This is a genomic window from Nonomuraea coxensis DSM 45129, assembly GCF_019397265.1.
Lineage (GTDB): Bacteria > Actinomycetota > Actinomycetes > Streptosporangiales > Streptosporangiaceae > Nonomuraea > Nonomuraea coxensis.
In genome coordinates this window covers 9,051,964-9,073,954 of sequence record NZ_CP068985.1, presented here as the reverse complement: position 1 = coordinate 9,073,954, position 21,991 = coordinate 9,051,964, and the positions used below count along the sequence as shown (strand labels likewise).

The window sequence follows — 21,991 nt, the reverse complement described above, 5'->3', positions numbered from 1 at the left end:
AGTGAGGTTCCCCCTCCTCCCTCTCGCGGCCCCCGCGGTCGTTCATCCACATGCCGGCGGTCGCTGACGATCTTCTGGCGCCTTTGTCCACAGCCCGGGAGGCGAGCGTCACACTCAGGTCCTCCACAGGATCTCCACATGTTGTGCACAGTGGTGCTGCCGCGTTACCGCGGCTCCAGAAGGGCCGACAGTAGCTCTGTGCACAGCTGTGTTCAAGGCGTTGTCCACAGCCTAGTGGCACCTGAGTGCACATACTGTGGACGTGCGCGGCCTGGGGAAAACTCGCCTGTGGATTGGTGGACAACCCGCCCGGTTTGACCTGGGAGGCCCTTGGCCCGTAACGTACGACGGTCGGCTTGTCACGCGACGGCTATTTCGCGTGCCCTCGCTTTCCTGACAGGCCATCCTGTGTGTGTACCGCGCCCGCCGGGCGCACCAATGACCTGGAGCCCACCCGTGAGCAAGCGTACTTTCCAGCCGAACAACCGTCGCCGCGCGAAGACCCACGGCTTCCGGCTGCGGATGCGCACCCGGGCCGGCCGCGCCATCCTGGCCTCCCGCCGCCGCAAGGGCCGCGAGAAGCTGTCGGCCTGACCGTCCCGCGCCTGAAAGTCGGCCCGCCGGTGAATCTCGCCGGCGGGCGATAGGCATATACGGTGCTGTCCCGGCAATCCCGCATGCGGCGCGGGGAGGATTTCGAGGCGGCCGTGCGGCGAGGCAAGCGCGCGGGCCGCCCGACTTTGGTGGTGCATTTTCGCGTTTCCGGGGAAGGGCCACCCCTGGTGGGTTTCGTGGTGAGCAAGGCCGTCGGTGGCGCTGTCACCCGGAACAAGGTCAAGCGACGGCTCCGACACCTGATGCGCGAGCGTCTTGACCGGCTGCCGGGAGGTAGCCTGCTTGTGGTACGCGCCAATCCACCGGCCGCGTCCGCGCGATTCGAGCACCTGGCCGCCGAGCTCGACACCGCGCTGGATCGTTTGCTCAGGCGGCGCGATGCCTCGACGGGTGGACAGAGATGACGGAGCAGGTGCACGAGGTGCCGAGCGTCGCGGCTCGGGTGCTGATCGTCCCGATCCGGTTCTATCGGGCGTTCATCAGCCCGCTGCTCGGCCCACGCTGCCGTTTCTATCCGTCGTGCAGTGCCTACGGCCTCGAGGCGATCGCCACGCATGGTGCATTGCGTGGCATCTGGCTGACTGTCCGGCGCATCGGGCGGTGCCACCCATTCCATCCCGGAGGTATAGACCCGGTGCCCCCACGCCCGGTCCGGTCCCACGAAACGCAAGGGAGATAGCTCGGTGGAGCTGTCCTGGCTCAACTGGCTGTACACAGCCGTCGCCCAAGTCATCACCTGGATCCACAGCGCGTACAGCACGTTCCTCGACCCGAACAGCGGCTTGACGTGGGCGCTCACCATCATCACGCTGACGATCCTCATGAGGATCCTGATCTTCCCGCTGTTCCTCAAGCAGATGCGGTCGTCGCGGAAGATGCAGGAGCTGGCGCCGAAGGTCCAGGAGATCCGCAAGCGTTACAAGAACGACAAGCAGCGCATGAACCAGGAAGTCATGGCGCTGTACCAGGGGGCCGGGGCCAACCCGCTCGGCGGCTGCCTTCCCGTCGTCGCCCAGTTCCCGATCTTCATCTCGATGTTCACCGTGCTTCGGGCGATCGCGGCGGACGAGGCGAAGTTCGGCATGTCGCAGGAGCTGGTCGACAGCGCCAAGCACGCGCTCATCCTGGGCGCGCCGCTGCCCGCGACGTTCTTCGAGGCGCCCACGGCGATGGAGAAGGTCGTCATCGGCGTCTTCGTCGCGATCAGCTCGCTGACCACGTTCCTCACCGTCCGGCAGAGCGTGACCCGCTCCATGGCGCAGATGCCGGACAACCCCATGGCGCAGCAGCAGAAGATCCTGATGTACATCTCGCCGCTGTTCGCGTTCTTCAGCCTGAACTTCCCCCTCGGCCTGATCCTCTACTGGGTCACCACCAACCTGTGGACGCTCGGCCAGCAGCACTGGTTCTACAGTCGGCACCCGATGCCGGAGTACGACGCCAAGGGCAACGTCATCCCCGTCCAGCCGAAACAGGGACTGATCGCCAAGATCCGCAAGACGACTCCGGAGGAGCAGGCCCCTCCGGCCCCGCCGGAGCCTAAGATCATCAGGCAGCAGCCGAGCCGCCAGCCTCGCAGCAAGCGCACCGGCAGCAAGAAGTCGTGACCACGAAGGAGAGGCCGGCCATGACCGAGGCCGAGCAGAAGAATGCTCCTGATCTCGCCGACCTGGAGCAGGAGGGCGAGATCGCTGCCGACTACGTCGAGGGGCTTCTCGACATCGCCGACATCGACGGCGACATCGACATGGACGTCGAGGGCGACCGGGCGCTCGTCTCCGTCGTCGGGCTCAAGGGCAACGAGCTGGTGGGCCCCGGGGGAGAGGTCCTGGAGGCGCTGCAGGAGCTGACTCGCCTGGCCGTCCACCGGCAGACCGGCGAGCGCTCGCGGCTGATGCTCGACGTCGGCGGCTACCGGGAGCGCCGGCGCGCTGAGCTGACCAAGCTCGGCACCGAGGTCGCCAACCAGGTCAAGGACCGCGGCGAGCCCAAGTCGCTGCAGCCGATGACGCCGTTCGAGCGCAAGATCGTCCACGACGCGGTGGCGGCCGCCGGGCTCCGCAGCGAGTCCGAGGGCGAGGAGCCCAACCGCTACGTGGTGGTCCTGCCCGCCTGATTCTCCGCTTCGTCGCGGCCGTCTGCCCCGCCCCCTGGCGAGCGGCAGGCGGCCGTTCTCTTTTATCCTGGTACGTACCTAAGACAGCCTTGATAGGGCTATATCAGCACTCGGGTCCCCATGCGGCCGATGCGTCCCCGCCACCAGGCCGGCGGCGCGCTCGGAGGTCACCCTGCGGGCGGCCCGCTAGTCTTCCCTTGTGATCGCCCCAATAGCCTGGGGACACAGAAGGTCCCCGGGGGGGACGGCCACGCCCGGCCACGACACCAGCACCGAGAAAGGGCCTCCAACCAGTGAGCGATGAGCTGCCGGCGCCGCCGGACATAGCGCGGGACGTCTTCGCCGGGGAGGCTTGGGACCGCGCCAACGCGTTCGCCGAGCTGCTGGCGGGGCCCGGCGTGGTCCGCGGGCTGCTGGGGCCGCGGGAGGTCCCGCGGATCTGGGACCGCCATCTGCTCAACTGCGCGGTCGTCGCCGAGGCCGTGCCGGCCGACGTCGAGCTGGTCGACATCGGCTCCGGCGCCGGGCTGCCGGGGCTCGTGCTGGCGATCGTCCGGCCGGACATCCGGGTCACGCTGCTGGAGCCGCTGCTGCGCCGTACCGTGTTCCTGGAGGAGAGCGTCGCGGCGCTCAAGCTGGGCAACGTCGAGGTGTTGCGCGGCCGGGCGGAGGAGCTGGCCGGCAAGCGGGTCTTCGACGTCGCCAGCGCCCGCGCCGTCGCGCCACTCGACCGGCTGCTGACGTGGGCGATGCCGCTGCTGCGCGAGGGCGGCGAGCTCATCGCCATGAAGGGGGAGCGGGCGGCCGGCGAGCTGGCCGAGGCCGAAGCCCAATTGCGCGCCAGCGGAGCCCGAACGGCCGAGCTTGTGACCGTCGGGCGCGGTAAGGTCGAGCCGCCTGCAACACTGGTTCGGGTGGTAGCGGGTCGCGCGCCGGAGCGAGCCGGGCGGCGACGGAGGAGGTGACGGTTGTGCCAGTCGCGTCAAGCGGTCTCGGATGGCCGGACCGTCGTCAGCCTTCGAGTCCCACCGGGGTTGGCTGGCCCGAAATGGGCGTGTCGCGACAGCATATTCCCGGCACTGGCACACCATCGGTTGAAAGGATGGCCATCGTGACCCAGACCCCCCTGAACCCCGGTGATTCGCCGTTGGTACGAGAGGCGCTCAGCTCAGTGGTTTCACGTGAAACATCCGCAACCCCCACGGCCGCCCAAGCCGGAGACGGTCCCGGCGCGGGCGACACCGGTTGGCCCCGTCCGGCGAAGACCCGGGTGATCGCGGTGGCCAACCAGAAGGGTGGCGTCGGCAAGACCACTACGTCGGTGAACATCGCGGCCGCGCTCTCGATGCACGGCCAGCGGGTGCTCGTGGTGGACCTGGACCCGCAGGGCAACGCCTCCACGGCCCTCGCCACCGAGCACCGCGGCGACGTGCCGGACGTCTACCAGGTGCTCGTGGACGACCTGCCGATGGCGGACATCGTCAAGCAGGTGCCCGAGATGCCCAACCTCTACTGCGCGCCGGCCACCATCGACCTCGCCGGGGCCGAGATCGAGCTGGTGTCGCTGGTGGCGCGGGAGGCACGGCTGCGGCGGGCACTGGCGGCGTACGAGGCGATCGAGCTGGACTACATCATCATCGACTGCCCGCCGTCGCTCGGCCTGCTCACCGTCAACGCGCTGGTCGCGGCGGAGGAGGTCATGATCCCCATCCAGTGCGAGTACTACGCGCTGGAGGGCCTCGGCCAGCTCCTCAGGAACGTCGACCTCATCAAGGCCCACCTGAACCCGACGCTGCGGCTGTCCACGATCGTGCTGACGATGTACGACGGGCGGACGCGGCTCGCGTCGCAGGTGGCGGAGGAGGTGCGGTCTCACTTCGGGGAGACGGTGCTGAACACGGTGATCCCGCGAAGCGTGCGGCTGTCGGAGGCGCCCAGCTATGGGCAGTCGGTGATGACGTACGATCCGGGGTCGAGCGGGGCGATGGCTTACATGGACGCGGCTCGGGAGATCGCCTTCCGCGCCACGGTCGCCTGAGACGCCGCCCTGCCGCCGGTTCCGTGGACGGCATGCGGTCGGAGAGGCCAGCGCCGCACGTTGCGCCGCGGGTGCCGGCCTCTGACTGCGATTCTCGCCGGACGTGCCGAGTGACCGCCTTCGTCGTGTACGGGTCTTGGCGGTGTCGTGGTGAAGGCAGGGGTGGCTGAGTGGATCCGCCTGCCGATCGGCGGGCTGTGATCCGCCGCGACGGGAACGGTCGCGACAAGGACTACTGGCACGGCACCCGATAGCACGGCACGCGATACGACGGCAGACCGAGCGCCGACACGCCACGCGGGACCGCCGCGGGCGACATGCCACCTGTGCACAGCACGCTTACTCGACGGCGACGGCGACGGCGACGGCGACGGTGGCGGCGACGGTGGCGGCGGTGGCGGTGGCGGCGGTGGCGGCGACGGTGGCGGCGACACGGCACGGCACGGGCACGACACGGCACGACACGGCACGGCATGGCATCGGCTGCGATGGAAGCTGGGAGCCACGGAGTCGATGAGTGGCCCTGGTGCGATTCTGGTGGTGGCGGGCCACTGAGCGTTCTTCTGAGACGGCGGCCTCGAGTTGGGCGCTGCCTGCCCCCCAAGAGACTGCCCGTCCTGGAGGGACGGCTTCGCGTCGGTCGGTTGGCGGGCAGGGTTGGGTGAGTTTGTGGGTGTGTTGGAGCAAATCCGCCGTGTGGTGTGTGGCGAGGAGGCACTCGGCCGCGCTCGCAACGGTAACCTCTCCTGAGGTGACCGGAATTCGGTTGGGTGGATGAGGAGACGCAGTGAGTCAGCAGCGGCGGGGATTGGGCAAGGGACTCGGGGCGCTCATCCCGACCGGTCCCATTGTTGACGGTCCCGGGATGGCGACGGCGACCGCCCCGACCAACGGCAACGGCAACGGCACGCCCACGGCGAGCGAGGCCGGCCCGATGCCGATCGCCGGAGCGTACTTCAAAGAGGTCGCGCTCAAGGCGATCGTCCCCAACCCGCGCCAGCCGCGTGAGATCTTCGACCAGGAGCGGCTGAATGAGCTGGCCGCGTCCATCCGTGAAGTGGGGCTGCTGCAGCCGATCGTGGTCCGGCCGGTCGGCGGCGGCCAGTACGAGCTCATCATGGGGGAGCGGCGCTGGCGGGCGTGCCAGCAGGCGGGGCTCGACCTTGTGCCCGCGATCGTCCGCAACACGCAGGACACCGACCTCCTTCGTGACGCCCTCATCGAGAACCTGCAACGGGAGCAGCTGAACGCGCTTGAAGAGGCGGCGGCCTACCAGCAACTGCTTGACGACTTCGGGGCGACGCACGAGCAGTTGGCCGCGAAGGTGAGCCGCTCGCGTCCGCACATCACCAACACCCTCCGCCTCCTGAATCTGCCGCCGGAGGTTCAGCGCAGGGTCGCCGCCGGTCTCATCAGTGCAGGGCATGCCCGCGCGCTGCTCGGGCTCAGCTCGGCGGAGGAGCAGATCACGCTGGCCAAGCGGATCGTCGCGGAGGAGCTGTCGGTGCGGGCGGTGGAGGAGATCGTCTCCATGGGGAGCGCCAAGGCGGCCAAGGGGCCGACTCGGGAGCGCCCGGTCGCCAAGCCCACCGCTCCCGGTCTCACCCACCTCGCCGACCGGCTCTCCGATCACTTTGAGACGAAAGTGAAGGTGGATCTCGGCCGGCGGAAGGGGCGGATCGTGGTCGAGTTCGCGACGATCGACGATCTGGAGCGGATCATCGGGACGATGGCTCCGGAGGCGGTCCGGGCGATGCGCGAGGCCGAGGAGTAAGAACGCCGCCACTCGTCACTGTTGCTGTGACTGTTGCTGTCACTGTTTCACGTGAAACGCCAGTGCCAGTGCCAGCCGTCAGCCCCGGCTCCGGATGCGTCCGAGCCGGGGCTGACGGCTTTATGCCCCCAGTGAGGTGAGCCGAGGACGAGGGTCGGTTTCACGTGAAACGGCGGTGACTGGCCTTGGCTTCGGAGGCCGGTGGAAGTCGAGGCCGACGGCACGGGGAGTGAGTGAGTCGGAGGGGAGGGGGTGGTTTCACGTGAAACGGTGGCGGCGGGGTTTCGAGGTGGCGAGGGTTCTCTGGGTGACGCTTCTCAGACGCTTCTCGGGTGACGCTTCTCGAGGTGACGGGTTCTCGGGTGAGGGTCGATGGCCGATGAGTCAGGGGGGAGGGGCAAGCCGTGAGAGGCGAAGGGTGAGAGGCGAGGGGTGAAGGCGAGCGCCACCCACCCTCGTTTCACGTGAAACGAGGGTGGGTGGCTAGATGCGGGGGCGTTGTGGGGGAGTGGTCGCGCGGGCTTCAGGTGGCCTCGGCTGCCTTGCGGAGGTCGTCGAGGAAGTCGTCGACGTGTTCCGGGGTGGTGTCGAAGGCGGTCATCCAGCGGACGAGACCGGCCGGCTCGTCCCAGTAGTGGAAGAGGTAGCGGCGGCGGAGCGCTTCCGCGACCGGGTGCGGAAGCTGGGCGAAGACGGCGTTGGACTCGACGGGGTAGGCGAGGGACGTTCCGGGGATGTCAGAGAGGCCGGCGGCCAGGCGGGCGGCCATCTGGTTGGCGTGGCGGGCGTTGCGGCGCCAGAGGTCGTCCGAGAGCAGAGCGGTGAGCTGGGTGGAGATGAACCGCATCTTGGAGGCGAGCTGAAGGGACTGCCGCCGGAGGAAGGGCACGGCCTCGGCGAGGGACGGGTCGAGGACGACCACGGCCTCGGCGGCGAGCGCGCCGTTCTTGGTGCCGCCGAAGCTGAAGACGTCCACGCCGACGTCGGTGGTGACGGCCCTCAGGTCGCAGCCGAGATGGGCGGCGGCGTTGGCCAGCCGGGCGCCGTCCACGTGGAGGCGGAGACCGGAGGCGTGCGCCGTCTCGGCGAGGGCGGCGATCTCGTCGGGGGAGTAGCACGTGCCGAGCTCCGTCACCTGCGAGATGGAGACGACCGCCGGCTGTGACTCGTGCGGATCGCCGAGGCCGCGCAGGCGGGACTCGATGTCGGCCGGGCGGAGCTTGCCGTGCGAGGTGGGGACCGTCAGCAGCTTGACGCCGAGGAGGCGTTCGGCGGCGCCGCCCTCGTTGGTCGCGATGTGGGCGCTGTCGGCGCAGACGACGGCGTCGTAGCGGCGGGTGAGGGTGAGCGCCAGGCCCACCATGTTCGCGCCCGCGCCGTTGAGGACGGCGAAGCCCTCCGCCTCCGGGCCGAACACTTCCTTGACCTTCTCCGCGAAGGCGGCGGTCCAGGTGTCGTCGCCGTAGGCGGGGGCGTCGCCCTGGTTCGCCGACGCCATGGCTTCGAGGATGTCCGGGTGGACGCCCGCGTGGTTGTCGCTGGCGAAGCTCTTGGGGTACATCGGATCGATCAGCACACCGTAAGGCTAAGTGGTTCGCGCTGTAAATCCTTCTGGGGTTATGCGGCGGGGTTCAGTACGGCAGGCTGATGGTCGCAGCCGGTGGGCTGCTGGGAGTTGCGCTCTTTCTGTTCGTGTCGCTCGATCCGGGCCAGCAGGTCCTCGAGGTCGGCCGGGGTGAACTTCCATCTGAAGGGCCGGGCGGTCTCGTTGTAACGACGCTCGAAGGCGATCAGCCGGTGTTCGACCTGGTCAAGGCTGGTGAAGTCGTTGGGTGTGACGACTTTGCGCTGCACGATGGAGAAGTAGATCTCGATCTGGTTGAGCCACGAGGCATGCACGGGCGTGTGCACCATGACCGCGTTGGGGAAGCGTGCGGTGAGCCGGTCGGCGGCGGCTTTGCCACGATGGCTGGAACCGTTGTCGACGATCCAGAACACGCGCTTGGCCGAGGCGTAGGGCTCTTGGGTCATGACCTGGGTGACCAGGTCCATGAACGGGACGATCCCGGTCTTGGCCGAGCAGCGGCCGAACACGCGAGCGGCGTGGACGTCGTAGGCGGCCAGGTAGGCCAGCGCACCACCGCGCTCGTAGTCGTGGTTGACGCGCATCATCCGTGCTATGCCCGGGGGCAGGGTGGGGTGGCAGCGGCAGCGGGCTTGAATGGAGGTCTTCTCATCGGCGCTGATGACGTACTCATCGTCGCCGAGCGCAAGGTCGTCCCAACGGCGCGCGTATAAGTCGAGCACGCGAGCAGCCTTGTCGGCGAAGTGAGGGTCGCGGATGAAGATCCACGATTGATGCCGCCACGGTCTGAGCGTGTCCTCGGCCAGAATCCGGCGCACCGTGGAGGCCGAGATCGCCGCTGCCAGGCTGCGGGTGACGGCCTCGCGCGCCAGTTCGGGGCAGCTCCAGCGCGACAGCGGCGCGCCGGTCTCGGCCGGGAGTTGGCAGGCCAGTGCCTTGATCTCGGCGCGCTGGAGCGGGCTGAAGGCAGGTGGCCGGCCGGAGCGGGGCCGATCGGTCAGGCTCTTGATGCCATCCTGGCTGCGGTAGCGTCCCCGCCATAACCGCACGGTGTCCACCGTCACCCCGCGACGCTGGGCGATCTTGTTGTTGGAGTAGCCATGCGCGGCATCCAGGATGATCTGGACTCGGACCACGAGCTGGTAGGCAGCGGTGTGGGAGTAGGCGATCTTCTTAAGCCGCTGCCGTTCGGCGGCGGTCAGCGTGATCAAGCGAGCGCGACAGCGGGGCACCGAGATCTTTCTCCAGTCGATCTTCACGAATGACCCGCCGACTTTGCCCGGCATGTGCCAGTGTGTGCACGCCTGACACGCCTGCACGGCAAGATGGCGGTCATGCCCGCGATCCCCGCCTCGACCAAGACCTCGCTGGACCAGCGGCTCACGCTGCACGCCAACGAGCACTGGCCGCAACTGGTCACGGTCCACGTGCGCTACCACGGCCAGTTCGCCTACGTTGAAGGACAGCTCACCGACGGCGGCACGCTGCCCCTGATGCGGCTGCGTTACGGGGGCTCGGCCACCTACTGGGGGCTGGCCATCCACACCCCCAGCAACGACCGCTACGAGGCCGCACCCTGGTTCAGCGGCACCCCTCAGGACGCCCTGGACCTGGTCTGCGATCTCTACGTCACCAGCATCGACTCCTGACGCTGAAGCACGATCAGTCTCGGCCCGTCAACCCCCGAGAGACTTCCAGGCGGCACCACTAAGACCCGGGGTCAGGAGCGGGCGCGGGCGGCGGCGTTCTGGAGGAGGGCGCGGCAGAGGTCGCCGAGGTCCTGACCGGCGGCCTCGGCGGCCATCGGGAGCAGCGAGGTCTCCGTCATCCCCGGCGCCACGTTGACCTCCAGGAAGTGCGGGACGTCGTCGGCGTCCACGATGAGGTCCGTACGGGAGATGTCGCGCAGCCCGAGCGCCGTGTGGGCGGTGACCGCGGTCTCGGCGCACGCGGCGGCGGCCGCGGGGGACAGCCGGGCCGGGGCGAAGAACTCGGTGTGCCCGGCGGTGTAGCGGGCCGCGTAGTCGTAGACGCCCTTGTCGGGGACGATCTCGACGGCGGGAAGGGCGACCGGGCCGTTGCCGAGGTCCACGACGGAGACGGCGACCTCCACACCTTCGACGTAGCGTTCGATGAGGGCGGTGTCGCCGTAGGCGAAGCAGCCGACCATCGCGGCGGGCAGCTCCTCGGCGGTGCGGACGATGGAGGCGCCCAGCGCGGAGCCGCCCCGCGCCGGCTTGACGAACAGGGGCAGGCCGAGCCGGTCGATGATCCGGCCGAGCACGACCGCGGCGCCGAGGTCGTGGAAGGTCTCCTTGGGCAGCGTGACCGACTCCGGCGTGCGCAGGCCGACGGAGCGGACGACCGCCTTGGCGGTGGGCTTGTCGAAGGCCACGCGGCAGGCGTCGGGGCCGGCGCCGACGTAGGGGACGTCGAGGAGTTCGAGCACGGAGCGGATGGCGCCGTCCTCGCCGGCGCCGCCGTGCAGGGTGACGAACACCGCGTCAGGAGGATCGGCGAGGACCGAGGGCACGAGGGAGGCGTCGGTGTCGCGGGTCTCGACGTCGATGCCCGCCGTGCGCAGGACCTCGGTGACCCGGCGGCCCGAGCGCAGGGACACCTCCCGTTCATAGGAGAGGCCTCCGGCCAGCACCAGCACGTGGCCCAGATCGCTCATCACTTCTCCTCTGCTGACAGAACGCTGTCCGAGCGTACCGGCGTGGAGGGTGAAGGGTGTACGCGAGGTGTCCGGGCGGAGTGGTGTCCGGCCCGGCGTGCGCCGCCGGGCCGGACGCTGATCAGGCGAGGTCGGGGCCGGGCGTGTCGACGCCGTTGTGCTCGCGCACCGAGCCGGTGCCGAACGTGTCGCGCAGCTGCATCTCCTGCTCGATCACCCCGGCGAGCCTGCGCACGCCTTCGCGGATCCGGTCGGGCTCCGGGTAGCAGTAGGACAGGCGCATGTGCCGCGCCCCGCTGCCGTCGGAGAAGAAGCCGGTGCCGGGGACGAAGGCCACGCGCTCGGCCACGGCCCGCGGCAGGATGGCCTTCGAGTCGAGCCCTTCGGGAAGGGTGGCCCAGACGAAGAAGCCGCCGCCCGGCCGGGTCCAGGTGACCTCGGGCGGCATCAGCGACTCCAGGGCGTCGAGGAGCGCGTCGCGCCGCTCGCGGTAGAGCTCGCGGAAGGTCTTGATCTGCTCCCGCCACGGCTGGGTGGCGAGGTATTGGCCGACGGCGAGCTGCGTGAACGACGAGTGCGACAGCACCGCCGACTCCATGGCGAGCACGAGCTTGTCGCGGATCGCGTGCGGGGCCAGCGCCCAGCCGACCCGGAAGCCGGGGGCCAGCGTCTTGGAGAACGAGCCGAGGTAGACGACCCCGTCGGAGTTGTCGGCGCGCAGCGCGCGCATGGGCTCGCCGTCGAAGCCGAGCAGCCCGTACGGGTTGTCCTCGATGATCAGCACCCCGGCCCGCTGGCAGATGTCGAGCACCTGCTGGCGGCGGGCGATGTTGAGGGTGACGCCGGCCGGGTTCTGGAAGTTGGGGATCGTGTAGAGGAACTTGATGGGCGCGCCGGCGGTCTCCAGCGCGTAGATGGTCTGGGCCAGGGACTCGGGCACGATGCCCTGGTCGTCCATGGCGATATGGACCACCTTGGCCTGATAGGCGGAGAACGTGCCCAGCGCCCCCACGTACGAGGGGCCCTCGGCGAGCACGACGTCGCCCGGGTCGATGAAGATGCGGGTGATCAGGTCGAGCGCCTGCTGCGAACCCACGGTGACGACCACGTCGTCCGCCGCGGCCTGGATCCCCTCAAGGCGCATGACGTCGCAGATCTGCTCGCGCAGATGCGGGTCGCCCTGGCCGGAGCCGTACTGGAGCGCGACCGGGCCGCGCCGGGTGACGAGCTCGGAGACCAGCTCGCCGACCATGTCGAGGGGAAGGGCGGTGACGTACGGCATGCCGCCCGCGAGCGAGACCACCTCGGGCCTCGACGCGACGGCGAAAAGAGCTCGGATCTCGGAGGCGACCATCCCGGTAGCTCGCGCGGCGTACCGATCGACGTAGGCGTCGATGCGCGACCCGTGGGTCGGCGCTGGTGTCTGACCGTGATCAAGCTCTTCCGTCACGGCCCACCTCCTAGGTGTCATATCGGGCGGAAATACCAGATTACGCCAGCCGGACATGTCGTACGTGACGGGGCTGCGCCGTCGTGGTGTCCGCTGACGTTCTCTTCACTGAGCTACGATGCCACCTGTGGACGCGGTTTTCGCGCGCTTTTCCGGGTCAACGATAGGGGCGGTAGTTGTCGCGCCGGCTGGTCAACATAACCCTGGACAATCTTGAAGATCTACCGCGGCGGTGCCGGCGGTGCGTGTTCTGGGAGCTCGACCCGATGAGCGGGGAGCGCGCGGTGGACTCCGGGGATCCGGGGCTGGAGAAGGAGGCCTGGATCTCCGCCACGCTGCTGGAGTGGGGGAGCTGCGGCAAGATCGCCTACGTGGACGGCGTTCCCGCCGGGTTCGTGCTCTACAGCCCGCCGCTCTACACCCCGCGGTCGGTGGCGTTCCCCACCTCGCCGGTGAGCGCGGACGCGGTGCTGATGATGACGGCGCACATCATTCCGGAGTTCTCCGGCGGCGGGCTGGGGCGGATGCTCGTCCAGGGAGTGGCCAAGGATCTGACGCGGCGCGGGGTGAAAGCCATCGAGGCGTTCGGTGACCTCAAGTGGGAAGAACCTAGTTGCGTGGTTCCTGCTGAATATCTGCTTTCTGTGGGGTTTAAAACCGTTCGTCCGCATTTGCGTTTTCCGCGGTTGCGGCTCGAACTGAAGACCGCCGTGTCGTGGCGGGAGGACGTCGAGGTGGCGCTGGAGCGGCTGCTCGGGTCCATGAGCCCCGAACGGGCCCTGCGTCCCGTGTGACGGCCGTCCCTCCTGGGGCACGTGGCCTTGGGAAGGCCGCCAGAAGCGCCGGAGAAGGGCCCGCCGTGTCGCGGGGGACCCGGGGGACTCCCGAGGGCCCGCCGGCCCTCTGCCGCCTCCTGGGGCCGTCCGGCGGAGGGGGCGGAGAAGCAGGAGAGCCTCCCGCGTCGGCCGCGGGAGGCTCTTTCCCTGGGCGAAGCGCGCCACGAGGGACGATCCACCAGGACCGCCGGAGGACGCGGCCTAGATGACGCCGTCCAGCTCGCGCAGCAGCATGGCCTTCGGCTTGGCGCCGATGATCTGCTTGACGACCTCGCCACCCTTGTAGACGTTCATCGTCGGGATCTGGAGCACACCGTACTGGCGCGGAACCTCGGGGTTCTCGTCGATGTTGAGCTTGACGATCTCCAGCTTGTCGCCGTGCTCCTTGGCGATCTCCTCAAGGATGGGCGAGACCTGACGGCACGGGCCGCACCACTCCGCCCAGAAGTCGACGAGCACGGGCTTGTCGCTGTTGAGGACCTCGGCTTCGAACGTGGCGTCGGTGACTGCCTTCACGGTGCGCTCCTTACTTGTCGTTGTCGGCGAGCCAGCGCTCGGAGTCGAGCGAGGCCGCACAGCCGGTGCCGGCCGCGGTGATGGCCTGACGGTAGGTGTGGTCGACGACGTCGCCCGCGGCGAACACGCCGGGGATGTTCGTCGCCGTGCTGGGGGAGGCGACCTTGATGTATCCGTTCTCGTCCAGGTCGATCTGGCCCTTGACCAGCTCGGTGCGCGGGTCGTGGCCGATCGCGAGGAACAGCGCGTCGGTGGCCAGCTCGCACTCCTCGCCGGTCTTGACGTTGCGCAGCTTGACGGCCTCCACCTTGGTGTCGCCTAGCACGTCCACGACCTCGGAGTCCCAGACGAAGCGGATCTTGTCGTTGCCGAACGCGCGGTCCTGCATGATCTTGCTGGCCCGCAGCTCGTCGCGACGGTGGACCACGGTGACCATGCGCCCGAACCGGGTGAGGAACGTGGCCTCCTCCATCGCCGTGTCGCCGCCGCCGACGACCACGATGTCCTTGTTGCGGAAGAAGAAGCCGTCACAGGTGGCGCACCACGACACGCCGTGGCCGGACAGCCGCTTCTCGTTGGCCAGGCCGAGCTCGCGGTAGCCCGAGCCCATCGCCAGGATGACGGACTTGGCGTAGTAGGTGTCGGTGTGGGTCTTGACGACCTTGGGCTCGGCCGTGAGGTCCACCTCGACCACGTCGTCCGCGATGAGCTCGGCGCCGAAGCGCTCGGCCTGCTTGCGCAGGTTGTCCATGAGGTCGGGCCCCATGATGCCGTCGGGGAACCCCGGGAAGTTCTCCACGTCGGTGGTGTTCATGAGCGCGCCGCCCGCGGTGACGGAGCCCTCGAAGACCAGGGGCTTGAGCTCGGCGCGCGCGGAGTAGACGGCCGCGGTGTAGCCGGCTGGCCCGGATCCAATGATGATCACGTTACGGACGTCGCTCAACGCTCCACGCCTTCCTCGTCTTGAGTTGCACCGGCGTCAACAGATCCTAGGCCGCCCTGATTCCCGCCCCTACCCGCCCCACCGCCGTACGCTCCTCGGATCGCGCTCCGGCCTGCGGCGGCAAAAGGAAAGAGCCCGCCGGAGCGGGCTCTTTCGACGCACACGTACGGGGACCTACCAGCGCCCGAGGGCCGCCTTGCGCAGGCTCTTGCAGTTGAACGGGTCGACGATGTCGATGCGGATCTTCTTGGCCGCCCGGTCCTTCCAGGAGACGACGACGACCGCCTCCTGGCCGTTGTACTGCCCCTGGTCGGCCGCGAAGGTCTCCAGCCCGTTGCGCTCGCCCACCTTGGCGACGCACTTGGCCGCCTGGTCGGCGGCGGCGTTGTCGCTGCCGAGCGGCTGCTGCGCCTGCGCGAAGCCGAAGAACTGCTCCATCGGCTGGCGGAGGGCGTAGTCGCTGTAGTTGTAGCCGCTGTCGGTCAGCTTGTACGCCGGCGCCCGCTGCGGGCTCCTCGCCACGTCGGTGGAGGGCAGCGCGACCGGCGCCGACCCGCCCGACGAGCCGCCGGAGGCGAGCAGGTTGGTCGAGACCACCGCCGTGCCGACCACGGCCGCGGCCGCCGCGGCGGCCACCGCGGGCAGCGCCCACCGGCGCTTCCTGGCCGAGCGGGTCCTGGCGGGGACGATGGTGCCGTCGTCGGAGACCACCCCGAGGCGTACGGGCTCAGGGGCCTGCGCCGCCGCGGAGCCGTTGACCGCGCCCACGGGCACGGGCGCCTCGACCGGCCGCTCCCAGGGGGCGTCCCGCATGAGCTCGTCCCAGTCCGGTGGCTCCGCGAGCCCGACGCCGCCGCGTCCGGTCTCCGCCTCGGCCGCCAGGGCCTTGTCGATGCGCAGTGCGACGCCCATCGGCATGGCCGGTGTGGGGGTCGCCGCGAGCACCTCGCGAACCGCCGCCAGGTCGGCCAGCAGCTCCCCGCAGGGGTCGCAGACCGCGAGATGTTCGCGGACCTGGCGTGCCTCGACAGCGTCCAGGAGACCCTCGGCCAACTCGGCGAGAGTTTCCAGATCGTAGTGCGTATCACCCGTCACGAAGTTCTGCTCCCTTCGCGGATGAGACGCGATTGAGGTCTGATCGGTTCCGCAGATGCGAAAGAATTGGGGCAAGTTTCGCGCGTCCTCGGGCGCAGCGGCTCTTCACGGTGCCGCTGGGCACCTCCAGCACCTGAGCTGCGTCTTCGACCGAATAGCCCATCATGTCGACGAGCACCAGGGCCGCGCGCTGGTCGGCGGGCAGCAGTTTCAGAGCGGCCGAAACCTCCATGGAGACCTCGCGCTCCACGGTCTGGTCGGGCAGCGGCGTCTCGCGCTCGGCGGCCTCGATGAGCTCGTCGTCGGCCACCGGCCGGACGGACTTGCGCCGCATGCGGTCGAGACAGGCGTTGACCACGATGCGGTGCAGCCAGGTGGTGACGGCGGCCTCGCCGCGGAACGTGGCGGCCTTGCGATAGGCGGAGACGAAGGCGTCCTGCACGGCGTCGGCGGCCTCGTCCGGGTCACCGAGCGTGCGCAGGGCGACCGCCCACATGCGGTCGCGGTGCCGTTTGACGATTTCGCTGAAGGCGTGAGGATCCCCGTTGATGTGCGCGGTCAGCAGGTCGGCGTCCGTGACCGCCGGCCGATCCGCTGGTGAAGGTGTCTCGGGTGGGGAGTTCACAAGAGAGTTTCCTGATTATGCCGATCCGGGAGAATGCACCACTACTTCATAGATGGTGCCATGAAACTTGCCCGCATCCGCCGGAACACGGGTAAACCAGATCAAAACGTACTGCCCGCTTGCGGCTTGATCAGGTTTCAACGTCGTCTTGCCCGAGGCGTCCTTCGCCGTCGCGACCGTCTTCAGCGAGCCGAGGTCGGGAGCGTCGCCCACCCGCAGCTCCACGCTCGCGCCCGAGTTGCCGGCCAGCGTCGCCACCACGTCGCTGACCTGCACGGACTTGCCCATGTCGAGCAGCAGGCCGACGCCCTTCTTGAGGTTGCCGAGCTCGGCGCTGGTGTAGCCCTCGGTCTCCCAGTAGGTGCTCGGCTTGCCGTCGATCGCCAGCCCGGCCTTGTCCGACTTCTCGTCGCCGTCGCCGAGCGGGTCGAAGCCCTTGGCCTTGGCCGGCTTGACCGTCTGCGCCGGCGCGGAGGAGGAGTTGGTGGCGCTCGGCGTGGTCTGCTGGGCCTCCGGCTCGGTGCCGCTGCCGAGGCTGCGGCCGATCGTCCACGCCCCCACGCCGACCGCGGCGATGACCAGCAGCACCACGATCGTCATGAGCACGCGGTTGAGCGCGCTGCCGCCGCCGCCCTGCTGCCGCCGCGGCATGGGCGGAGGCGCCACGGACGTGGCCTGCGTGCGGTGGGAGACGTCGAGGCCCTCGGTGTGCGAGGCGGAGGCCACGGCGGGCGTGCTCGGATAGGGGATCGGGATCGGCATCGGGCGGGCCACACCGGCCAGCGCCTCGGTGATCTCGGCGGGGCTGGACAGCGCGCCCTGGCCCTTGCGCGACTCCGGCAGGCAGGCCCGCACCGTGACGGTGTCGAGGTAGCCGGGCACGCCCGCGGTGACCTGGCGCGGCGTGCAGAAATGCCCGTCCGTCATGGGGGCGGCGGGCAGGCCGCCCTCCTCCTCGTCGCCGGGCCAGTGACCGGTCAGGCCCGCGTACAGCAGCCGGCCGAGGCCCTCGGCGTCGTCGAGCGCCGGCTGGTCGGTGGTCAGGCCGTACATCGCGGCGTCGACGGCCACGCCGAGCACCTTGACGGTGTTGCCGGTCGTCCACACCAGGTGGGCCGGGCGCAGGCACAGATGGTAGAGGCGGGCCTCGTGGGCGTGCGCCAGGGCCTCGGCGGCCTCGGCCACCAGCCCGGCCGCCCGCTCGGGCTCCAGCGGCCCGTTGGCCAGCAGGTCGGTCAGCGTCTCGCCGGTGACCCACTCGCTGACGACGTAGGCGTGCTTGTCGTCCTCGGCGGCGTCGAACACCTGGGTCAGGCGCGGGTCGGTGAGCCGGCTCGCCGCGCGGGCGGCCGTCACGACCTCGTGCACGCGCGGGAAGTCCGGCGCGAACGTGTGCACGGCCACCGGCCGCGCGAGGATCTCGTCGATGGCCTTCCACAGCGTCGCGCCGTCGGACTCGCTGACGCGGTCCTCAAGCCGGAAGCGCTCGGCGAGGCGGGTGCCGGGGGCGACGGCCGACGTGCTCACAGGCTCACTCCGCTAGGCCGATCGGACATGATTGGACTCACCCGCGTGGTGGTGTCCCACGAAGGCACGCTATGCCGGGTGGATCCGCCCACGCCCCTCCTGCTTCCATTCGCGCGTGTCGGGCTCCATCGTAGTGCCGAGATTCTTTACCGACCTACCCGTCTCGCGACCATCCCAACGATCGAGTTGACCTCCGGTATGCGCATTCTGTGAGCCACCCCGAGGTAGAGCACCAGTCCGAGCCCGCCGCCGACCGCCAGGACGATGAGCGAGTTGACGAAACGGAGACCGCCGAACGCCTCGGTGACCCCCCAGACGGCGGCCAGGGCCAGCACGGCTGTGGGCAGCGAGGCGAGGTACATCCGGGTCATCGCCATGCCGACCGTCCACCCGTCGAGCCCGCCCACCCGGCGGCCGGCCAGCGTCCAGGCGAGCAGCGCGCCCAGCCCGTACGCGATCGCGTACGCCAGCGCCAGCCCCATGACCGCGTACTCGGCCGGCAGCAGCAGGTAGAACACCACCATAAGCCCCGCGTTCACCGCCGTCGTCCCGGCGCCGACGTAGACCGGCGTGCGCGTGTCGCCGAAGCTGTAGAACACCCGCAGCAGGAGCTGGAAGATCGAGAACGGCACCAGCGCCAGCCCGTACACCTGCAGCACGTTGCCGATGTAGATGGCGTCGTAGACGCTGTTGGCGCCGTGGCCGTAGATCGGCACGGTGATCGCCGGCCCCAGCACCATGAGCAGCAGCGACATCGGCACCATCAGCGCGCAGATGAGCCGCACGCTGGAGCCGAACTCCTCGCGCACGTCGCCGAGCCGGCCCTCGCCGACCGCCCGGCTCATGCGCGGCAGCATGGCCGTGATGACCGAGACGCCGACGACGCCGTACGGGAGCTGGAAGAGCTGGAAGGCCAGCGTGTAGGGGCTGATGCCGTGGCCGGGCACCTGGTCGCCCGCCGAGGACGACAGGTTGGTGGTCAGCAGGAAGCCGAGCTGGGTGACGATGACGTAACCGATCGTCCAGACGCCGGCCTTGCCCATCTCGCCCAGCCGGGCGTTGCGCAGGTCGAAGCGGGGCACGAAGGAGAACCCGGCCCTGCGCAGCGCGACGATCAGCACCGCGGCCTGGGCCACGATGCCGGCCGTGGTGCCGAGCCCGAGCAGCGCCAGGTCGGCGGTCGTGACCGCGTCGATGTCGTCGCGCGCCTGGCTGACCAGCGCGTACATGACGAACACGCAGATCACGACCAGGTTGTTGACCACCGGCGCCCACATGGGGGCGCCGAACCTGTCACGGGTGTTGAGTATCGCGCCCGCGACCGCGCCGATGCCGAAGAAGGCGAGCTGCGGCAGGATGAACCTGGCCAGCATGACGCCGACCTCGTATTTCCTGCTGCCGGGCGCCCAGCCGGTGTAGAGGTCGATGAGCAGCGGCGCGGCGAGCACGGCCAGCACCGCGACGACGGTCAGCGCGACCGTCGCGAAGGTCAGCAGCCGCTGCTCGTAGGCCCGGCCGCCGTCGGGGTCCTGCTGCTGCGCCCGCACGATCATCGGCACCACGACACTGCTGAGGACGCCCAGCAGCAGCAGGTCGAGGATGCTGTACGGGATCGCGTACGCCGCGTTGTAGGAGTCGCCCAGCGCCGCCGTGCCGATGGCGTAGGCGAGCACCATGGTGCGTACGAACCCGGTGACCCGGGACACCATCGTCCCGGCCGCCATCAAGGCGCTGGCCCGCAGCATGCGGCTCATTCGGTCTCACTCTCCCGGTTTCCTGGCGGACCCCGCGCGCCTGCGCTCCGCCCTGCGCCGCAGCACCCGCGTGACCACGGCCGCCAGCATGACGGTGAGCCCCGCCCCCACGATCACCGAGGCGATGCCGGTGTAGCCGGTGGTGCGGATGGTGAGGCGTTGCGGCTTGCCGTAGGCCTTGCCCTCGGCGGTCCTGAGCTGGACGGTCACCGTGGCGTCGCCGCTGGTGCCCGGAGTGGCGTTCATCGGCACCTGGACCGTGCCGCTCTGCCCCGGGCCGATGGACAGCGGCTCCTCCTGCTGGAAGGTGACCTGCAGCAGTTTCTGGTCGTCGGAGCGCACGTCGATGAAGAGCCTGATCTCGGCGCCGCTGGAGTTCTTCACGCTGATGGGGACCACGCCGTTGCTGCCCGCCAGCGTGCGCGGCCGGTCGGGCCCGGCGCCGGTGATCTGGATGCGGTCCACGCGCTCGGTCACCGCCTTGCTCACCGCGTTGGTCACCGAGCGGCCCATGCGGGTGCTGTTGCGCCAGGCCGAGGAGGCGGCGCGCAGCACCGCGGCGTCGAACGTGGACTGCGTGCGCGTGGCCGTGATCAGGGCGGTGAGCTGGGCCCGCTCCGCGGTCTCCTTGACCGGCGCCAGGTATTTGCCGCTCAGCTCCTCGCGGCGGTTCTGGTCGGTGTAGGTCAGGCCGGCGCGCGGGACGGACGCCTTGCCCGGCTTGATCGACTCCAGCGTGGTCAGCTGCAGCCAGGGCAGCCGGCCCGCGGTCTTGAGCAGGCCGGTGACGAGCGCCGGGTTGGGGTCCCAGCGCCGCGACGGGGCCACGACGAGCGACCTCGGCAGGGTCTGGCCGGGCTCGGCGGCGATCATCGCGGTCTCGGCGATGAACCGCTGCGTGCTGAGCAGCAGGGACGTGCTGGTCTCCGGCTCGAACAGGCGGCTCAGCGCGGGGTCGGCGACCAGCGCGGTCACCGGGCCCCCGACCGCGTCGAGGGTCGCGGCCGCGTCGGGCGTGGCCGTGAGCTGCTGCGCCACGGGCAGGTTGGCGGAGTCGAGCAGGACCGTGTCGACCTTGTCGTCGCTGACCGAGAGCAGGTCGAGCGCGTCGGCGTCGAGCAGGCCACCGGCCGGCCAGTTGGTCGTCGTCCTGACGTCGCGGCCGAGCAGCTCCTTGGCCTTCCTGCCGCCGAGCGTGATCGCCCGGTTGGGCTGGTCGTCGAGGCCCTGGTGGGCGAGCGCGGTCAGGTCGGGGTCGGCGTACGGCACCGCGACGACGGGGGCGGCGGCGAGCGCGGTGCGCAGCTCCTGCAGCCACTGGCCGGCCGCGGGGGCGGCGGGCCGGCTCTGCTCGCCGTCCTTGGTCTTGACCTTGTAGCCCTTGACCATGGTGTTGAGGTCGTCGAGCAGCGAGGGGTCGACGAACCACGTCACGCTGCTGGGCGCGGACTGGGCGATGCGGAGCAGGTCGGCGAGGCGGCCCTTGCCGGCGATGGCCTGGCTCAGCTTGTCGTCGACGAACACGGGGTCGTCGGTGGCCCGGTGGGGCTGGTCGATGACCGGCAGGGCGACGGCCAGCCTGGTGCGCGGCAGCTTCTGCGGGGTCGGCGGCGCGTAGGTGAGGAAGGTGCGCTCGGCCTGGATCGGCACGCGGTATTGGGCCACGTCCACGGCGATCTTGTAGACGCCGAACTCGCGCAGGCCGAGCTGCACGGGCGTGGCCTGGATCTCCCAGCGGGCGGTGCCGCCGGCGGCGAGCGGCTGCAGGTCCATGTAGGAGTTGCGGGTGGAGACGTTGACCGGGAGCGTCGCGGTGCTCTGGTCGCTCATGTAGGCGTCCATGGCGGCGCGGTCCTGCAGCTTCAGCGCGTCGTAGCGGAGGCGCACCTGGAGGCCGGCCATGTCGGCGCCGGTGTCGTTGCGCACCGTGCCGCTGATCTTGATGACGTCGGTCGGGGAGCGCGGCACCGCGGGCGTGATGGCGGTGATGGCGACGGAGAGGGTCTGCCTGCTGGTCTGGACGCTCGTGGCAGCCGTGCTCGGCGCCGCCGCCAGGGTGGGGGCGAGCAACGCGGCGGACAGCACGGCGAGCAGCGCGGTCTTACGAATCACGCGGCTGCCCGGGCTGGAGTACGACGACGCACGCCCGCAATGGTACGGGCTCAGTGCCGCCGCGCGACCGCCGCACATGATCCTCTTGGCCCCGCCGGCCGGCGCCCGGCCGTCGTGCCTGGCAGGAGAGTCAGCAGGCCGGAGGACGCCTCAGGAAGCTCGTCCGCGCCAGCCGAGGGGCGCGGAAGGCGTACGATCTCATGATGGACCTGGCGCGCGAGGAGCCGGCGGTGGATCGCGAGGGCGTCCTTCATACAGACCTCCCGGCCTCGTCGCCATGGCCCCCGACGGTCCCTTGACCGACGGTAACCCGGATCTCATGTGGCCC

General features: G+C 69.8%; 22 protein-coding genes. 10 read left to right on the top strand and 12 right to left on the bottom strand.

Annotation, left to right across the window (positions count from 1 at the left end; genetic code table 11):
• Positions 1–456: 456 nt before the first annotated feature.
• The 7 genes from rpmH (at position 457) to Nocox_RS42605 (ending at position 4,769) form a co-directional block, all read left to right on the top strand.
• The gene (rpmH, locus tag Nocox_RS42635) at positions 457–594 is read left to right on the top strand and encodes a 50S ribosomal protein L34 (protein ID WP_020547366.1); all 138 of its coding nucleotides are present in this window, start codon (positions 457–459) and stop codon (positions 592–594) included.
• Between the two features lie 62 nt (positions 595–656).
• Complete coding sequence (gene rnpA / locus Nocox_RS42630; RefSeq protein WP_084685949.1) at positions 657–1,019, top strand: ribonuclease P protein component; 363 nt, start codon at positions 657–659, stop codon at positions 1,017–1,019.
• Positions 1,016–1,294, top strand: a complete 279-nt coding sequence (gene yidD, locus Nocox_RS42625) for a membrane protein insertion efficiency factor YidD (RefSeq protein ID WP_084685948.1) — start codon at positions 1,016–1,018, stop codon at positions 1,292–1,294. Before rnpA ends, yidD begins: the two co-directional genes overlap by 4 nt.
• Positions 1,295–1,298: 4 nt before the next feature.
• Positions 1,299–2,222, top strand: coding sequence for a membrane protein insertase YidC (gene yidC / locus Nocox_RS42620; RefSeq protein ID WP_020547365.1), 924 nt, complete (start codon positions 1,299–1,301; stop codon positions 2,220–2,222).
• 20 nt (positions 2,223–2,242) lie between these two features.
• Complete coding sequence (locus Nocox_RS42615; RefSeq protein WP_026215201.1) at positions 2,243–2,731, top strand: Jag family protein; 489 nt, start codon at positions 2,243–2,245, stop codon at positions 2,729–2,731.
• 293 nt (positions 2,732–3,024) lie between these two features.
• A complete protein-coding gene (gene rsmG / locus Nocox_RS42610) occupies positions 3,025–3,696 on the top strand; it encodes a 16S rRNA (guanine(527)-N(7))-methyltransferase RsmG (protein ID WP_020547363.1) in 672 nt (223 codons plus the stop codon).
• 137 nt (positions 3,697–3,833) lie between these two features.
• A complete protein-coding gene (locus Nocox_RS42605; protein WP_084685947.1) occupies positions 3,834–4,769 on the top strand; it encodes a ParA family protein in 936 nt (311 codons plus the stop codon).
• A gap of 339 nt (positions 4,770–5,108) precedes the next feature.
• Here the strand turns inward: Nocox_RS42605 and Nocox_RS43890 are convergent, their stop codons facing one another.
• Entirely contained in the window at positions 5,109–5,234 is a 126-nt protein-coding gene (locus Nocox_RS43890) for a hypothetical protein (protein ID WP_281426314.1), read from the bottom strand.
• A 400-nt stretch (positions 5,235–5,634) separates the two neighbouring features.
• Between Nocox_RS43890 and Nocox_RS42600 the strand changes: the two genes are divergently transcribed.
• The gene (locus Nocox_RS42600; RefSeq protein WP_020547360.1) at positions 5,635–6,543 is read left to right on the top strand and encodes a ParB/RepB/Spo0J family partition protein; all 909 of its coding nucleotides are present in this window, start codon (positions 5,635–5,637) and stop codon (positions 6,541–6,543) included.
• Between the two features lie 523 nt (positions 6,544–7,066).
• Here the strand turns inward: Nocox_RS42600 and Nocox_RS42595 are convergent.
• Positions 7,067–8,119 (bottom strand): threonine aldolase family protein, encoded by a 1,053-nt coding sequence (locus tag Nocox_RS42595; protein WP_020547359.1) that lies wholly within the window; start codon positions 8,117–8,119, stop codon positions 7,067–7,069.
• 41 nt (positions 8,120–8,160) lie between these two features.
• Positions 8,161–9,387, bottom strand: a complete 1,227-nt coding sequence (locus tag Nocox_RS42590) for an IS630 family transposase (RefSeq protein WP_219495557.1) — start codon at positions 9,385–9,387, stop codon at positions 8,161–8,163.
• Positions 9,388–9,462: 75 nt separating this feature from the next.
• Between Nocox_RS42590 and Nocox_RS42585 the strand changes: the two genes are divergently transcribed.
• Positions 9,463–9,777 carry a hypothetical protein gene (locus tag Nocox_RS42585; RefSeq protein ID WP_246649703.1) on the top strand — a complete coding sequence of 105 codons (315 nt, stop codon included), beginning with the start codon at positions 9,463–9,465 and terminating at the stop codon, positions 9,775–9,777.
• Between the two features lie 71 nt (positions 9,778–9,848).
• Here the strand turns inward: Nocox_RS42585 and Nocox_RS42580 are convergent, their stop codons facing one another.
• Together Nocox_RS42580 and Nocox_RS42575 are read right to left on the bottom strand one after the other, a co-directional pair.
• Complete coding sequence (locus tag Nocox_RS42580) at positions 9,849–10,805, bottom strand: D-alanine--D-alanine ligase family protein (protein WP_020543072.1); 957 nt, start codon at positions 10,803–10,805, stop codon at positions 9,849–9,851.
• A gap of 121 nt (positions 10,806–10,926) precedes the next feature.
• Positions 10,927–12,276, bottom strand: a complete 1,350-nt coding sequence (locus tag Nocox_RS42575; protein WP_084685641.1) for an aminotransferase-like domain-containing protein — start codon at positions 12,274–12,276, stop codon at positions 10,927–10,929.
• A gap of 155 nt (positions 12,277–12,431) precedes the next feature.
• Here Nocox_RS42575 and Nocox_RS42570 point away from each other — a divergent pair, with 155 nt between their 5' ends.
• Entirely contained in the window at positions 12,432–13,049 is a 618-nt protein-coding gene (locus Nocox_RS42570) for a GCN5 family acetyltransferase (protein WP_026214319.1), read from the top strand.
• A 243-nt stretch (positions 13,050–13,292) separates the two neighbouring features.
• On the opposite strand, the gene trxA is transcribed toward Nocox_RS42570, so the two are convergent.
• The 7 genes from trxA to Nocox_RS42535 form a co-directional block, all read right to left on the bottom strand.
• Positions 13,293–13,607 carry a thioredoxin gene (gene trxA, locus Nocox_RS42565; protein WP_020543069.1) on the bottom strand — a complete coding sequence of 105 codons (315 nt, stop codon included), beginning with the start codon at positions 13,605–13,607 and terminating at the stop codon, positions 13,293–13,295.
• A 10-nt stretch (positions 13,608–13,617) separates the two neighbouring features.
• The gene (gene trxB, locus Nocox_RS42560; protein WP_020543068.1) at positions 13,618–14,550 is read right to left on the bottom strand and encodes a thioredoxin-disulfide reductase; all 933 of its coding nucleotides are present in this window, start codon (positions 14,548–14,550) and stop codon (positions 13,618–13,620) included.
• Between the two features lie 174 nt (positions 14,551–14,724).
• A complete protein-coding gene (locus tag Nocox_RS42555) occupies positions 14,725–15,645 on the bottom strand; it encodes an anti-sigma factor family protein (RefSeq protein WP_157383027.1) in 921 nt (306 codons plus the stop codon).
• Positions 15,635–16,270 carry an RNA polymerase sigma factor SigM gene (gene sigM, locus Nocox_RS42550; RefSeq protein WP_020543066.1) on the bottom strand — a complete coding sequence of 212 codons (636 nt, stop codon included), beginning with the start codon at positions 16,268–16,270 and terminating at the stop codon, positions 15,635–15,637. Before sigM ends, Nocox_RS42555 begins: the two co-directional genes overlap by 11 nt.
• A gap of 15 nt (positions 16,271–16,285) precedes the next feature.
• Positions 16,286–17,797, bottom strand: coding sequence for a protein kinase family protein (locus Nocox_RS42545; protein ID WP_020543065.1), 1,512 nt, complete (start codon positions 17,795–17,797; stop codon positions 16,286–16,288).
• Between the two features lie 146 nt (positions 17,798–17,943).
• Positions 17,944–19,551, bottom strand: coding sequence for a murein biosynthesis integral membrane protein MurJ (gene murJ / locus Nocox_RS42540; RefSeq protein WP_026214318.1), 1,608 nt, complete (start codon positions 19,549–19,551; stop codon positions 17,944–17,946).
• A gap of 6 nt (positions 19,552–19,557) precedes the next feature.
• Positions 19,558–21,663, bottom strand: coding sequence for a DUF6049 family protein (locus tag Nocox_RS42535; protein WP_157383026.1), 2,106 nt, complete (start codon positions 21,661–21,663; stop codon positions 19,558–19,560).
• Between the last annotated feature and the right edge of the window lie 328 nt (positions 21,664–21,991).